Consider the following 16,532-nt stretch of genomic DNA (forward strand, 5'->3'; position numbering starts at 1 on the left):
ATCTGGTGAGATATTCTCCTCTAACTACTCTGTAAGAGTAAGGAATATAGTGTGGCTACTTATGGAATCGATTTCTAAAATGGGAGACCAGCCTTTTTATCCCTGTGGCTAAATAACTCCCATTGCAAGCACTCAGCCTTATCATTTTATAACCAATTTAAACCTTTAATCCTTATGATTAAAACTTATACTACTACCGGAAAGGCTATCTTACTGTTGCTGTTTCTACCCCTGCTAATGCATAATAATGTATTAGCGCAAATTTCATGGCCTGACGAACAATTACTGCCTACATTTCCTGCGCCAGCCCCAACACAGGACTTAATAATACTTAGAGAATCTTCTTCTAGATGGGAAGGAGAAGCGGGCGACACTCAACATGAAACTGGTAGACCCGATGGCGATGGCTGGCTTTGTCAGACCAGTATAGACTCTGCCAATAAATATATGACCATCAGCCCTGCAATACATTTATTCGCTGGCCCTAACATAGCCGAATACAGTATTAAAGTTGACAATAACACTGCCAATGATGACGATATAGTTACTCTTGAGGTTTACAATGCCACCACACAAGAAATAGTGGCCGACACTACTATTAGCAGAATGCAATTCTCTACCGCAGGAGAATATGTAAGCCTAAACCTCCCTTTTGAATGGTTATCAGAAGATGACGACCTACAATTACGCGTACTCTGGAAAGGCACTTCTTATGTAAAAGTGAATTGGGTGGCTTTACAACAGAACCAATCATCAGCAGAGATGTATCTTTTTGCATCTCTCAAAGGTATAGTCAACAAAAAACAACCTAGAATTTTCTCTTATGAAGGAGATGCTTTTGCCGAAGGCAGATATACATGGCTTCAGTCTTTAGGCTTGAACTGGAACGAACCAGAAGACAAGTGGGATTTAATTACTAAATATAAAAATGAGATTGGTGGGCTTATCGTTTATGATCCAGAGCAAATCCACACTGTAAATTTGGCTACCACACTGGCCACAGACTTAAAGGCATTAGTAGCATCACCCGCCTTAGTCACCAAATTAACTTCTGCTCCTTATAATTTCACTGTTCTTAAAGATTTAAGAGGCCAATTTAATAGTAAACTAGAAGTCTATCAGGAGTTATACAACAACTACTGGCCTAATATAGACCACCGCATTCTAATAGGTTTAAGTCCTAATTACCACAAAGCCTCACTGAGAGAATATGCATCTGCACTAGGCTCAGCCGTAATATGGTTAGACCCTAAAGTAAGTGGAGAAAGCGAATTATTAAATGACTTTTTAGGTTCTATGCCCGATGAAGCCAACTATATGGGCTGGTGGCCTGAAGAAGGCCCAGGGGTTGAAAGAGGCTCACTTTTCGGCATTTCTACTATTGCCAGCGACTATGCCACTAACCTTACTATGCACAGTGGTATGCCAAGAGAAATTAAGAAAAAACCAATCCCTCCAAAGCCTACATTAGAAAATAAGATATATGTAGCGTTCATACTCAGTGATGGTGACAACCTTCAATTTGTGGAGCATTTGCTAAGAAAGCTTTGGAACAACCCCGATCGTGGATCAGTGCCCATCGGCTGGACGATGTCACCAGCCATGGTAGATGCCATGCCCGGAGCACTTAATTACTACTGGGAAAGCTCTACTGAAAATGATAACCTCATCTCTGGCCCATCAGGGTATGGGTACACTTACCCTAACTACTGGCCCGAACTTGATGATTTAGAGAAATTTGCTGCACGAACAGAAGAGTACAACAACAAAGCCGGCTTTAATGTGACCACCGTATGGAATACTATTACTGGAGGCATAAGCCAGCAATCAGGAGACGCTTTTGCTGAACACACCCCTTCATTACTAGGCTTAACAGCACAAAACACAGGTGGAGGCCTCACTGTATATAAAAATAGACTGCCTGGAATGGCTCTAGCTTGTAATTACTGTACTAACGAACAAGCTATGAAAGACCATATCAATGGCGGAAGTGAGGGTTGGGATGGAAATTCACCGCGCTTCTTAATTATACAAGCACAGCCATGGCAAGGGGTGACTGCTACCAGCTTTAAAAATGTAGCCAATTCTTTAAATGAAAACTATGTAGTGGTTCGTCCTGACCATATTTTTCAATTGATTAGAGAGGCCAACGGCCTTCCCGTAGACCCTGTCAATGATCCTGTAGCTCATGTTTACAGCCAATGTGACTACAAGGGTAAAGAAGTTGCATTGCCTATTGGCAATTATAATTCGGAAACCTTGAAAAAGTTGGGATTGGAAAGTGACGACATCTCCTCTCTTAAACTCAATACTGGTTATGAAATTCAACTGTTTGACAATGATAATTTCACCGGAGACTCAGTAATTATCAAATTTAATAATGACTGTTTAATTAATGATCAATGGAATGATAAGGCAAATTCACTAAAAGTGCGAGGATTCACGGGAAACGGTAATGGGCTCACCGGAGAATATTACAACGGCATGAATTTCGATGAATATGTGGGCACCAGAGTAGACAAAGAAATTAGCTTCAACTGGGGCACTGGCTCGCCCATGGAAGGAGTACAAGTAGATACCGCCTCTATCCGCTGGACAGGCTTCATTCAACCACATTACTCTGAGAATTATACCTTCTACCTCACCAGTGATAATGGCAGAAGGCTGTGGGTGAATGACTCTTTGGTCATAGACAAATGGGTCGATGATTGGGACATCACCTACACAGGGAATATTAACCTTGAAGCTGGTAAGCAATACAGCATTAAAATTGAATACTTTGAAAATTTTGGTGGAGCAAATATCAGGTTCGAATGGTCTAGCGATTCTCAAATCAGACAGATAGTGCCCCAATCACAACTCTTTACTGAAAAAACACCAGAGCCTGAGCCAGAAGATCCCACGGGAGTAGAGCAGCTAAAGCACTCTCAGATTCTGCCGTACCCTAACCCAGTAGAAAATGTATTGGAATTAAAAGGGCTGAATGAAAATTGTGAATTAGCGGTTTTTGATAAACTCGGACAAAAGATACTACAGCACCAAGGCGCGAAAATTAACGTAACCAACCTGTCCTCAGGCGTTTACTTCTTACAAGTCAATAGCAACAAAAACCATTTCACCTACCGGTTTATAAAACAATGATAAAAAAGCCACTCAATTAATTTGAGTGGCTTTTTTCAAAATCATATAGCCATTGAAATTATTACTTTTTTCTATATAATCCTCATAAGGTCTATCATAGTATTTAAATTGAATAGGTCCTTTTGTAAAGTATAAGTTTCTTAGCAATGGACCAATTGCCATGTTTCATTATGCTTTACATTAGTATCATTACTTAATTCATTGCTTTTATACTTTATAACAGTACCATTATGGCCAGTTTAGCAAACTATTAAGAGTATGCAGAGAAGATAAAACATTTTAGTAACAACAAATTGGCTAAGCTGATGGACACTTCTTATACAGTAATAGGTGAGTACGAACGGGACGAGATGAAGCCAAGTATTTATATGGCCATGAAGCAGGCCAAGCAAGTGGACACTACGGTAGACTATCTCTTTGGTGAAACCAAAGAGGTTCTCAAAGACCTGGATATGCTAAAACGCCTTAATGATATTCTCGCTTTACCAGATGCGGACAAAGCTCGTATTTTGTACACGATTGCTAATCTACTGGCTTCTGTAAAAACCCGGTTGGCGTATAAGTAAAAAGCCCCGGTCTCCCGAGGCTTCATTTTTCAATTGATTTTCTTTAAGGCTTTCTGAGCCGCTTTCGATATCGTTTTATCCTTATCTTTTAGCAATTGTTGTAAGGTCTCTTTCGCTCTAGGTGATTTGGTGTTTCCCAATGCAGCAACAAACATGTGCCTAGATTCTCCATTGCTTTCGTCCTGCACAATCGCTATCACATCATCTATGTAATTTGCTGTCATGATGACAGCCATTGTATTCCCAAATGTCCAGCGATAATGAAAATCATGTTTAGGGGCTTTGTGGTATTCATCAATGACAGCTCTACAAGCAACTCCTTTCGCCTCCTTGACCGCTAAAGCTCGAACAATACCTTCTTTGTTTTTGACATGGTAAGGCTTGTATAAATGTTCGACCAAAATTGGAATAGCTGCCTTGTAGCTTGACTTGGTATTCACTAAGTCCCATGAAGAAGTAATATTGAAACCTGCTTTCACCAAGTCATCAACAAGTAGTTTTTCATCTTCGGCATAAGCAGCTTCAAGTGCAATCCTTACTTCTTCCTTCTCCTGAATCTCAACTTGTGTCTTATTCGCTTTCCTTACCAACTCACCGAACCTCTTTGCTAACGCATCCAACTCTAATTTCATAGGCTAGGAATATATCGGTGAATAATTGATCCGTTGTTAATAGCCTGCCGTAAAGATCCTGATAATGTGGTATTTGAACGAGTATAAAGCATGAATTCTAATCCATTTTGCTGAGAATAAGTATGAAAATCTCTTAGCTGTCTAGTGAAACTAAGTGATTTAACATACTTTACTTCTGTGAGAGTTGTCCTAGTGAGGGCATCAGGTATTCTTGTTCTACTACCAACCTGAAAGCTGTCTTTGTTCCAGATAAACCAACTGCCCTTTCCCCTGCAGCTCCTAAAGCTCTTGCAGTAGCGGTACTCGATTTAGCGGCAACTTTTTCTACTGCCTTAGCACTAGCCTTTACTCCAGCTTTCATTGCAAATTTACCAACTTTACCTATTCTTGCAAGTAAAAAAGCATCTGCTCCTATAAAAGCATCCACCGCAAAAGCTGTAGCTTCTGTTACTGGGTGATCCCAAAACTCCTTTTGAGTAACATAAATATCTTGCACTATCTGACTACTCATAATGTGCGAAAACTCTGAGTAAAAGGGCTGTACTACATACTCCTTAGACCGGAAAATATGAGCTTTTTGGGGCCTACACCTCGGTTGGTCTCTAAACTGCCAGATAAAGAAAAAGAACACGTTTTCGTGCTCTTAGATTCTTTTATTGACCGCATGAAGCTGCAAGGTGTTTTATAAAAAAAGCCCGACTAAATCGGGCTTTCTATTCTTGATGTAAGGTTTTGACTTTCACTTAATACAGGTTGTGACCTTACCTTTTGTTTAAATCCAACCGTTTCAAAGCTGATTAAACCTCGATCCGTTTCAATGATATAAGTCCATATCAAAGTTCCGTTCGGTGATTGTTCCTTTCGTTCTCGACTAATAGAGAGGATATCAATACCTGTTGAATCAGAAAAATCTATTTCCAATTTTAAACTCAAAACCTCACTGAAAATCAGATCACATGGTGCGATCCAAAACTTAAATTTCTCTTCTTTAACTTCTTCCCACTTGAAAATGTAATCTATGTCTAATTTCAGCTCCAGTTCATCGTCTGGAAACTTCACTGAATAAAGTTTGGAATCATGCCAACCCATGTCCTCAAAATCACTATCAGTCCATATCTCTTTAACTTTCATTGGCTTACCTTCCTAAATAATTATTGAGTATTCTTAAATCTTGACGAGTCATTGGCCTAACAAAAGTTCTGTTCTTGTTAAAGAAAACCTTTCCCAAAGGACTCACATTTCTAAGTGAGTATTGAACATGAGGCGTAGCTACTCCTTTGTGTGTAGCTCCAACTAAATCATAGTGAATGATTTTATTAGTGGTTCTGATGTTAATGGAATTCTTACCAACCTGTCTACTTAAAGCTGCTGCATCATCAGCAACAGTAAAACCGGCTCTTGCAGCTCCAACAGTCCTTGAACCAATTGTCGTACTCGTCCTAGCGGCAACTTTTTCTACTGCCTTAGCACTAGCCTTTACTCCAGCTTTCATTGCAAATTTACCAACTTTACCTATTCTTGCAAGCAAAAAAGCATCTGCTCCTATAAAAGCACCCACCGCAAAAGCCGTAGCTTCGGTCACAGGGTGATCCCAAAACTCCTTTTGAACAGCATGAATATCTTGCACTATCTGACTACTCATAATGTCCCAGTGCGCTTGGCTAAATGAAGCTGTTTCATAGGCCTCATCCAATCTTCTAGACAACCAATCATCCTTAGAATATGGCTCCCCCATATAACCAATTGGAGTCGCCTTAACAACAGTTCCTCTTAAAAACATTATTCCTGTTGAAAGATTAAATGAAGACTGAGCTGCATGGAACGTATTAACATCACGATAGCCCCAACTGTCATGCAAATCATTATATTCTGCCCCCCTCTCCATTGCATCAAAATCCCCTACGAAAGGTATAATTGTTCCATTCACTATATCGCCCCCATATGTAGTCCTATTGAGAAGCTGATCCAATAGACCTTGTGTTGAAGATCCTCCCCCTCCATCTCCTGTGTCATCATCAAAACCAATTGGCATCATGCTATTCTCAAACATGCCTGTCGGGTCATTAAACATTATAGGGTTATTAAACCCATACCTGTAAGGAGAAAGTGAAGGCGCATTAGCGGCTAATGCATCTGCACCATAAAAACGACCTAAAGCAGGATCATAACTTCTGAAAGATGTTTCATAGGTTTTAGTTGTTTCATTCCACCGGCTTTCACCATTATATAAAAATTCATTTTTTAAGTTCGTTGGCCTTACCCAGCTAGTACTTATCATTCCATAAGGATAGTAATCATTCTTCTGTATTACTGGGTGTTCTTCTACTGTCACCTGCAGGTCATCAAAATAAACTTCTGTAAGGTTAGTAGACTCATTACTAAGGTAAATTAGAATATGTCCATTTCCTGGCGATACAAACTCATTTATCTCTAATTTATCAAAATTATTACTTTTTGCTTCTCCTGCATACTGAGTAGCATCAGCACTTATTTGATCATAGGCAAAGCTAACATTTCGTTCCAAATCAACATTTTCACTGTTTGGTAAAAACATAAGATTTATAAATGCTTTTGGTGCTTCGTCATTTTCGAGAGGAAAGCCAGCAGATCCAATAATTGCTCCTGAAGTAAAGTTTTCGTTAATAATACCTACACCACTTTCACCTCCAGCAATAGCACCTCCACTAAATAAATTAGCTAATACCATACCTATTGGGCGTGTGGCATCGGAAATACTTCCTGCTTTCGCCAAATACTTCGCATATACACTAGCTGAAACCTTATCTCCTTCGCCTACAGGTATAGATATAACTGCGCCTAATTGACTACCCTCACCACCGCTGAGCAATTGTGAATGTATATATGTATCATCTGCATCTGTATGATCAAAAATATCGTTACCAATAGATTCAGTATTTTCAAATAATGCTTCATCGTCATTATCTCCTTCATAATTTAGATTAAAGTCCCAAGACTTAGGTGCTGATGTAAATGAAACTCGGGTATTACCTTGATAGTCCCTTAAATCATACTGATAAATCCATTCTCCTACCGTCTCATCATAAACTACTCGCCCTTCAGCGTGTTTAATAAACTCTATCTTATTGTTTTTAATGAAAAACTGACCATTATAAACCACTTCATTAACAAGCTCACCACTGCTGCTATATTCACTAAATCCTAACCTTTGCCCATCAGCAGCATACCTATATAATATTTTACTACCATTTTCAGTCAAAATTTCTTTTGGTTGATTTAAAATATTATATACTATACTTACTATACCATGAGCAGGATCGCTAATTACATTTCCTTCCTCATCATATTCAAACGGCATATCATTTTCAACACCTGCATAACCAAAAACCTTTAAAGTATCTGCTGCCTCATCATTTACTAGCAATAATTGATTTCCATTTACCTCATCATATTGATAATTTAATTGGTCAATTTGTTGTCCTTCAGCATTAAAACGCGATAATGAATTTATATTACCATTTGCATCATAATTGACATCTTTCAGCGCATTGGCATTATTTTCTGCCATAGCGCTTTTCAATTGAGAAATTTGATCATATTGATAAGCATATGCCATTTGAGCTGCACCAGAGGTCACATTTTTAGACCATTTTATGCTGCTTATATTACCATTATACAATGGATTACTTCCACTTATACCTATATCCTCATTGTAAGCTATTTCCATTCCGAAATAATCATAATAAGAGAAATTATCTTCATCTCCATGATTTTTCAAATCACTATAGTTAATACTTGTTAGCCAACCTTTAATATTATAACGATAATCTACTGATTGTAAAAAACCAGAAGCTCCCTGCCCCAACCTTTTTCTACTTAGCCTTCCAAGTTCATCATAATCGTAGTAAGCAATTAACTTAGGTTGTTCATTAAAATTATCAGTAGTTCCATCATAAACTTTATGGTAAGCACCTGTTAGCCTCCCCATATGATCATAACCAAAGCCTTCAGTAACTTCGATATCTTGACCATTAAAGCCTAACATAGAAGTTTTTATTGTATTCACTTTATTATCAAAACTATACTGATAAGCCTCCCTATTCATACCTCCATATCCATTATCACTCACATTAGCTTCTAAGCGATATTTATCATCGTAAAACGATACTGTTTGCAACCAATTAGAGGTCCCCAGCTCCTTTTTCCTATACGCAGTAGGTAGTCCTTTAGTAGCGGTATTAAACTCTGTTTTGCTAGTATAGTGGTTCCTATAGGGGGTTATATCCCATGGCAAATCATAATCATCGTAATAAACCTCTGACAGTAAGGTAATATTGCTTACAGGAAAAGCATTATCACTATATCCAGATGAAGTTCTTTCTTCATACTTTTCATTAACAATAGTGAAAGAGGCATTATTATGATTAATAGAAAAATCCACATAGACCTCTCCTACACAAGTTTTAGATGACGTATAAATAGTTACATCATTCTTCTTATATAGTATCGTACCTCCTACTCTATGTATGGAAAAAATATCAGAATCCGTATAGCGAGTTAAGGATCTTTTCACTCTACTTCCACTTTCATAAACGTTCATTTTACCAGATCCATCAAAATGTATAGCAAATTCAATTGATGGATATGAAAAATCCGATTTAACTGCACCAGACGAAAAACCTACCATTATCCCATTATTCGTTTGGTTAGCCTTTACATACAGACTCCCGTCTTGGCCCTCTTTTAAATATGTAGTTGAGTATCCTCCATCATTACTCCATCGCGTTGGTGCAGTTTTAGTTATAACATTGTTATTATATACCATCCCTGATAGAGCTTCCCAATACAAATCACTTTGGTAAAAATCGTCTACCTCTTTCTGAAGGTCTTTTCTATCATTGTTATTTTTATATAATCCTGAGACAACTTGCCTTCCAAAAACATCGTATTTAACATACATCCATTGCTTTTCATCACCTACTCGCAAATTTGCGCCTTGAATCAGAATAGGCCTATTCAAATGATCATAAACAATTTTCACTTCACCTTTTCCAGGGCTTTTGGAAGCAATAACCCTATTCTTATTATCATACTTATAAATGAAAGAATATGCATTCATTTCATCTTGACTCAATTGATCACTTCCGTTTGCTATTAAATTTGAGACCAATTCAGGCTGAAGAATATAACTTACTCTATCAAGGTTATCATAAATAAAATAAGTTTCAGCACCGAGTGCATTTTTCGTTAATATCGTTTGTCCTAATAAATTAGTATACGAATAATTTACATTCCCCATCTCATCTTTTTCACTATTCACTTGTAATAACCCTGAACTATAATACCCACTCCTTAGAGGATTACCATTTTCATCAACACTCCACTTAATTACATGCTCGGTTCCATCATTTAGGCTATTATTGTAAGTTTTTTCATGCCCACTACCAATCTTCCAGTCCTCTCCTACGGAAGAAGAAGCCATTATCCGATCAAAAGGAGAATCTTCATAAACAACTTCATTGAACAGAGCATCTTCATCACCTCCATCATCATATTTGTCATAAAAAGTGCTCAATTCCTGTTTCCAATTCTTTCTATATCCAGCAGTATTGCTATTAACTGAATAAGGAAGATATGCTTTCTGATTCTTTTGATTTCTAGAATAGGTATACCCCTGCACTAAGTCCTTCCCGCCTGGTGCTCCTCCCACAATTACATCCTGTGATTTCCTCTTATATTCGTCATAATAGCTAATTGCAACACTTTTATTACCATCGTAGTTGAGTCTCTTCACCTCTTGTATCGACTTAACATTCTTTACCTTTATACGGTGAGATGCACTGTATGCAATATTGTTGCTTTTATTTATATCTTCAACTCTAAAATAATCAGAACGAACTTTTACTCCTGCACTATTTTCTACCACCACATGATAATACCCCTCCTGAAACACTTTATAAACTGCGCCAACTGCACCTCCCATTTCACGACCATTCCAATACCATTGGTAACTAGCATAGGATGTATTGAGAGCCAAATCTACATATGGCTGCTTAATACTAATTTTACTCTCCCCATTTGCGTGAATGACTGGTAGGGTGTAGGGAGTATTTATTGACACATGAACACTAGAAGCACTACTCCAGCACCCCGTAGAACTATTTTTTGCTCTTAAATAATAATATCCACTTTTATAAACTGCAGTATAATCTTCATTATTTGAGGTACTTGCTTCAGAAGGAGCGCTTTGCCAATAATATGTATTAAGAGGATCATCTTTACTTAAAATTGTGTACCCTGGCTTCGATTCTTCTATTTTAGGAGCTGGAGGGCTAGAGACTGGCTGAATAGAAACATACACGCTAACAGCAGGACCCCATTGTTTACTATAAATCCCATAGCCTCTCAAATAATATGTACCTGATTCACTTACAGTTTTATTTTTACCACTATAGGTTTTGCTCGTTCCCGTAGAAGAAGTTTGCCAATACCAGGCACATCCTACAAAATCAGGTTTACCATTCCAACTTAAAGTTCGAGAACTGTTGCACTGGGACCCTGATACAAGAAATTTGGGCGGCTTTTCTGGAACATATAAATTATCGTCTCCTGGATAATCAACAGGTCCACCATCTCCATCAGAACCTCCTCCGCCTGACCCGCAGCCTCCGGGGCACCCTCCAGGATCCTTAAAAACTACTGCTCCCGAATTGTTGATAGAATCTTTTGTTGTTGGTTGTTGCGAGTATAACGTATGACACAGTAGACATAACATTATCATTAATACACTTATAAAAGAGTACTTCATAATTTATATTTTAAAAGCTTAATATCTATTTTACTTTGAGAGGCAATTTTTACTTGGGCTTAAGCTCCTACTACTAGAAACACTATGCCCAAAACTATCCCGCACAGTACAGCGTATTGTACCTCTACCCATATATCGGAAAATAGCTCTTGAACTACGAGAAGATAATGTTCCTCCGATGTAATTATAGGTCCATTGATAGGAAAGGGCACCACACATATTATTAGTTAATGCCGTAAAATTCAGTTGATCTCCATCACAAAAATTGGAAAAGCCCCCCCGTTAGTCATCGATTTGATAGTTAAAGAAGGTACAATATCATCGACTTTTACATTTACTTCTTTCCTAACTTTTATTGGATTATAGAAGCCATTTTCATCAGAAATTGTACACTGTATATAAAATCTAGAAGTACAGTACTCTGCAGGTAAGGAGCAAGTATTATAATGTTCTCTAGTAAGGGAGGTAGTATTACTACCTACAACAACTGACCATTCATACTTTAATCTTCCACAACCACCATTAGCAACTACTCTACATTGCACATGAGCGCCAAAATCAACCTGTACCTGAGAGTCCAACATGATACCGTTTATAGGTTTTGTATCTTTATAATCACAATCATCTGGAAATTTTGACCTATTACGATCGTGGTACTCTAAAATATTCCCATCATTATCCCTTACCACCTCCAAATCACCATGAGAATCATATTCATAAAATTTAGATTTCCCGTTTTGATCAGTAACAGATGAACAATTACCATATTGGTCATATACAGCTGATTGAATTTGACTCTTTTTAGGGTAAATCATTACCTCATCAATAGCTTCCCTATTACTAATGACCGATAAATAGTCTCCTTGCTCATAATTCCAAATACTGCCATCATAATACCAATAAGACATAATGTAATCATCAGCATTATCAGGCATGAAGGGTACTTGAAATTCCCCTGAACTAAAATATTTATTACCATATCTCGCTCTTATATCAGGAGACACACTAATATCATCGCTTTCAAATCCATTATAATAAATATTTTCACTAGTCGCGTTAAAAGCAGAAAATACTGGGTTTCCAAAATTATAGTCTATTAAAACTGCTTGATTTGGATTTCCTTTTTGTTTGACATCCTTTATACTTCCCTGAACATCATATTTGTAGTCAACAAGCCATTTATAATTCTCATTAGAAATGGCAGAAACATCAGATAATGGAGAACCATCGCCCGTATTTTCCCATATATAAGTAGATTGAGGTAAAATATAATCATTATCCTTACCTTCATAAAATCCATACTCCGTTATGCTTCCATCTGTTTTCAAGAAAACTTCTTCATTGCTTATTTTTTTGTAAGATTCGACCTCTACAGGATAAGAAAGCATACCTTTAACTATCATTTCAGAAAAAATACCATTTTCCGGATAGTCCTGACTATATGTATATATAGTCTTGGATTGATCATTATTAGGGTATGTAGTAAGTTCCTCTGTTAATAAATAATTATCATTATAATTATATATAGTTGATGCAGTACTTTCTACATTGGTCTCTGAGTCTACCTTACGCACTAAAGACTCATTAAGAATGCTATTTACAGCAATTATATCATACTTCTGATAACCTGAAATTTCATTAACATTTACACTTCTTCCTAAATAATCTGACAACTTTGATAATGATGTTTCTATTGATTTTTGACCTGAGAAATCATAAAATATAGTATTAACCCCGGATAAATGAGAATTACTTATGGTATCATAAACAAATTTTTGATACTCGATTGGCACGTAACCATTTCCTTCTTTTTTGTATGTAGTTTTCTCCGAAAGCTTACCCCCAACAAAATCTAATGAGTAAATGGGCTTATAGAAAGCTTCTGTATAATATCCATATTCTTGTGATTCATTTGATTTAGGGCTTGTATATTTATATCTTATTCCTCCCCTACCTTGCTGTGAAACGTAGACGTCATCATAAAAAACTTCATACCCTCCCAATAACCTATCATATACAGAGCCTACATGTTTTTGGTTAATCAATCCAGTAGATTCAAATACAATGGGAGAATCCACCCAACGTGACGAATTCTGTGTCAAGTAATTGCCGTTATCAAATAACCGTATAGAAGAACTTCCATTTATTCGCTCATACAGATAGGAAGTTGAATAACTGTCCTCAGCTCCTGTAATATTCACCTTCGATAGTTTAACCCCTAAATCTACATAATTACGGAAAGAGCTATCATCAAAACCAGAAAGGTCATGTTCGGAATATTGAAAACTCTCAAACTTTCCATCGCTATATTTAATACTATTGATAACATGATCATCATGTGAAAGAGATGAAGTAAGCTTTTGAGAAGAAATCGCTTCTTGGTCATCTTGATCAAAATGATATATATAACTTAAATCAAATGGACTAGTGGTACCATCATAACTAAACTTAATTGTTACTAATTTATCTGTGCCATTAGTCACTTCAGATTTACCATTAACTATATCATCATGCTTTAAACCTTTACTATAAAGCGAAATCGACATAAGCAAACTTTCACTTAAAGAAGAAATATCATAGTAATTAAAACTTACATACCTATGAAGAGCTTCATTACTAATTTCTATTGATTTCAGCTGTGGGACATTATACCCACCCTCTACCTGAGACTCATACAAGCCATAATAGCCATTAGAAATAAAATATCCAGCCTCACTTTTCGAATCTCTGGTTTGTATGGTATTATTATAATTAAAATTAAGAACATCCCCCATGGGAGTAACAATCCGACTTAGATACCATGAAGAAGCGAAACTATTACTCCCTCCTATTTTTCTTAAATGCTCTATAGAATTATTCTCACCAAAAAAATAAGTGTACCCCTCACTATCAGAAACCTGCCATACACCCTCAGAATCGGCAGGAAGAATAAACTTCAAACCTAAAGTCGCGTCAGTTACCACCTGTCCCTCCTCAGAAAGCATAAACCGACTCTCATATCCAGCAAAATTGAAATAAAATAAATCGGGCCCAGCATCGATGTTATTGGCCAACAGATTTAATCTCTGTGAATCGTTTAGTTCGATACTATTAATTTCACCTCCACGAGCAAATCCATCATCAGATAAGTCATCGATCCCACGGATAACTCGAGTAATTAATCCCATTCCCTGAAGTGACCAGCCCCTACCAAATACACTGGAATTTTCAGCATTTTTAATATGATGTCTTAAAAATAAGGGGTAATCAATATCTCTGCCTGATAGACTAAACAAAGGGACGGTAATATCTGGCACCCCAGTGAAATTCCCCACCGGATGAGCAATATGCTTTACTAAATATTCTGATTGAGGAGATGGCAACACTGTATTTGTAAATACATGTTTATTTTGACCACACACCTGTAAAGAAAAAGTAAATATTATTAATAAAAAAAATAACTTTTTTACTCTAAAAAGAAATGACATGATTAGGTTGATTAAAATTTAAAGCAAATACAAAAAAAATAAATAAATATTTATATAATTAAATTTATTTTTATTCATGTTAAAAATTAAAATATTTATAATAAATGAATATTGTGATATTACTTAAATTCCTCCAATCACAACTCTTTACTGAAAAAACACCAGAGCCTGAGCCAGAAGATCCCACGGGAGTAGAGCAGCTAAAGCACTCTCAGATTCTGCCGTACCCTAACCCAGTAGAAAATGTATTGGAATTAAAAGGGCTGAATGAAAATTGTGAATTAACGGTTTTTGATAAACTCGGACAAAAGATACTACAGCAGCGAGGCGCGAAAATTAACGTAACCAACCTATCCTCAGGCGTTTACTTCTTACAAGTCAATAGTGATAAAAAACATTTCACCTACCGGTTTATAAAACAATGATAAAAAAGCCACTCAATTAATTTGAGTGGCTTTTTTATCATTAAGCAGTTGCTATTTTAATTGAAATAAAACAAACTCGAATAACACACCCTGCATATTCATAAATAGAAAAATGCTATATTCCATAAAATACAAACATTAAACCCTACTCACGTTTACCCTCATGACCAATCTATTAGATAAAACTAAAAGGATTACCGTAGTTGATGCATTGAGAGGATTCGCCCTAGTATCCATCATGCTATTACACAATATTGAAAGATTTGAAGTGCATAGTCAGCCAGAGAATTTACCACTCTGGCTCACCGCCATTGACAAAGCAATATGGGACACTTTCTTCTTTCTTTTTGGAGGTAAATCCTATGCTATTTTTGCGCTACTTTTCGGCCTTACCTTTTATATTCAAACTCATAATCGTGATAAAGAAGGCAAGGATTTCAGGCCTCGTTTCTTATGGCGCTTATTTCTACTATTAATTTTCGGCATGATCAACACCATGTTTTATAGAGGTGAAATTTTAGTGCTTTATGCTTTGGTAGGTATATTGATTATTCCTTTTGCCAAGCTCAATAATCGCATTGTATTTATCAGTGCATTGATCTTTTTGGCTCAGCCCATTTTCATTGCTAAGCTAGTTGCTGCCATCAACGCTCCTGACCAAACGCAAGAGCCAACTTTACTCATAGAGTTTTATAATAGATCAGGCAGTTTTCTGGAGAACAAGTCATTTTTGGCATTAGTAAAAAGCAACCTCACCGATGGCAGAATTGCTTCGCTACTTTGGTTTGTCGAGTTTGGTCGTGTAAGCCAATCTTTGGGCTTATTCTTAATTGGTTTTATTGGAGGAAGAAAACGTATTTTTCATAACACACCTGAAAATATATCTTTTTGGAAAAAGACTTTATTAATAGCTTTCATTGCTTTTATACCCTTATTTTTCTTAAAATCTCATCCTGAAATATTCACCGCATCTAAGGTTATTAATAATGCTTTGGGAGCAATTATCGGTCAGTGGTCAAACCTCGCATTCACCGCTATTTTAGTGGCTACATTCATTCTTCTTTTCTATAATCCTGTGATACAACCGTGGCTGGACAAGCTCTCTCCTATTGGTAAAATGAGTTTAACCAATTACATCATTCAATCGATCATAGGAGCCAGTATTTATTATGGTTTTGGATTGGCTTTGTATCAATATGTAGGTCCATCTATCAGTTTATGTATTGGTATTTTATTAGCCATAATTCAAGGAATTTATAGCACTTTATGGTTTAAAAATCATAAACGTGGGCCATTGGAAAACCTATGGCATAAGCTAACATGGGCCGGTACAGACAAACAGTAAAAGATCAATAGTTGATCTAAAGATTTTAAAAGGAGCTAAATAAAGCTCCTTTTTTATTACCCAATGCCTTCAATTATAACATTCTATTTCACCCTGTAGCTTTTCAAACCCGCAACCAATTGATTGTCAATAAAATACTCATTAATTTAATTTTATTAATAAATTTTAA

General features: G+C 36.7%; 10 protein-coding genes. 4 read left to right on the forward strand and 6 right to left on the reverse strand.

What is annotated here, in order from left to right; all coding sequences use genetic code 11:
* The first annotated feature begins 174 nt into the window (after positions 1 to 174).
* Positions 175 to 3,141 carry a PA14 domain-containing protein gene (locus ACXACQ_RS22715; protein ID WP_474978301.1) on the forward strand — a complete coding sequence of 989 codons (2,967 nt, stop codon included), beginning with the start codon at positions 175 to 177 and terminating at the stop codon, positions 3,139 to 3,141.
* 269 nt (positions 3,142 to 3,410) lie between these two features.
* Positions 3,411 to 3,707 (forward strand): helix-turn-helix domain-containing protein, encoded by a 297-nt coding sequence (locus ACXACQ_RS22720; protein ID WP_474978498.1) that lies wholly within the window; start codon positions 3,411 to 3,413, stop codon positions 3,705 to 3,707.
* Positions 3,708 to 3,736: 29 nt separating this feature from the next.
* Here ACXACQ_RS22720 and ACXACQ_RS22725 read toward each other — a convergent pair whose 3' ends face one another.
* From ACXACQ_RS22725 to ACXACQ_RS22750, 6 genes are all read right to left on the reverse strand, one after another.
* Positions 3,737 to 4,339, reverse strand: a complete 603-nt coding sequence (locus ACXACQ_RS22725; protein ID WP_474978302.1) for a HEAT repeat domain-containing protein — start codon at positions 4,337 to 4,339, stop codon at positions 3,737 to 3,739.
* Positions 4,336 to 4,590, reverse strand: a complete 255-nt coding sequence (locus tag ACXACQ_RS22730; protein ID WP_474978499.1) for a putative toxin — start codon at positions 4,588 to 4,590, stop codon at positions 4,336 to 4,338. The genes ACXACQ_RS22725 and ACXACQ_RS22730 overlap by 4 nt, the downstream gene beginning before the upstream one ends.
* Complete coding sequence (locus ACXACQ_RS22735; RefSeq protein ID WP_474978303.1) at positions 4,509 to 4,850, reverse strand: hypothetical protein; 342 nt, start codon at positions 4,848 to 4,850, stop codon at positions 4,509 to 4,511. Before ACXACQ_RS22735 ends, ACXACQ_RS22730 begins: the two co-directional genes overlap by 82 nt.
* A gap of 188 nt (positions 4,851 to 5,038) precedes the next feature.
* Positions 5,039 to 5,470, reverse strand: coding sequence for a hypothetical protein (locus ACXACQ_RS22740; RefSeq protein ID WP_474978304.1), 432 nt, complete (start codon positions 5,468 to 5,470; stop codon positions 5,039 to 5,041).
* A gap of 4 nt (positions 5,471 to 5,474) precedes the next feature.
* Positions 5,475 to 11,126 (reverse strand): DUF6443 domain-containing protein, encoded by a 5,652-nt coding sequence (locus ACXACQ_RS22745; protein ID WP_474978305.1) that lies wholly within the window; start codon positions 11,124 to 11,126, stop codon positions 5,475 to 5,477.
* 242 nt (positions 11,127 to 11,368) lie between these two features.
* The gene (locus ACXACQ_RS22750) at positions 11,369 to 14,593 is read right to left on the reverse strand and encodes an RHS repeat domain-containing protein (RefSeq protein ID WP_474978306.1); all 3,225 of its coding nucleotides are present in this window, start codon (positions 14,591 to 14,593) and stop codon (positions 11,369 to 11,371) included.
* Positions 14,594 to 14,697: 104 nt separating this feature from the next.
* Here ACXACQ_RS22750 and ACXACQ_RS22755 point away from each other — a divergent pair, with 104 nt between their 5' ends.
* Together ACXACQ_RS22755 and ACXACQ_RS22760 are read left to right on the forward strand one after the other, a co-directional pair.
* Complete coding sequence (locus tag ACXACQ_RS22755) at positions 14,698 to 15,018, forward strand: T9SS type A sorting domain-containing protein (RefSeq protein WP_474978307.1); 321 nt, start codon at positions 14,698 to 14,700, stop codon at positions 15,016 to 15,018.
* Positions 15,019 to 15,181: 163 nt separating this feature from the next.
* Positions 15,182 to 16,363 carry a DUF418 domain-containing protein gene (locus tag ACXACQ_RS22760; protein WP_474978308.1) on the forward strand — a complete coding sequence of 394 codons (1,182 nt, stop codon included), beginning with the start codon at positions 15,182 to 15,184 and terminating at the stop codon, positions 16,361 to 16,363.
* Positions 16,364 to 16,532 lie beyond the last annotated feature (169 nt).

This window comes from Fulvivirga sp. AWR4_260 (assembly GCF_056158185.1).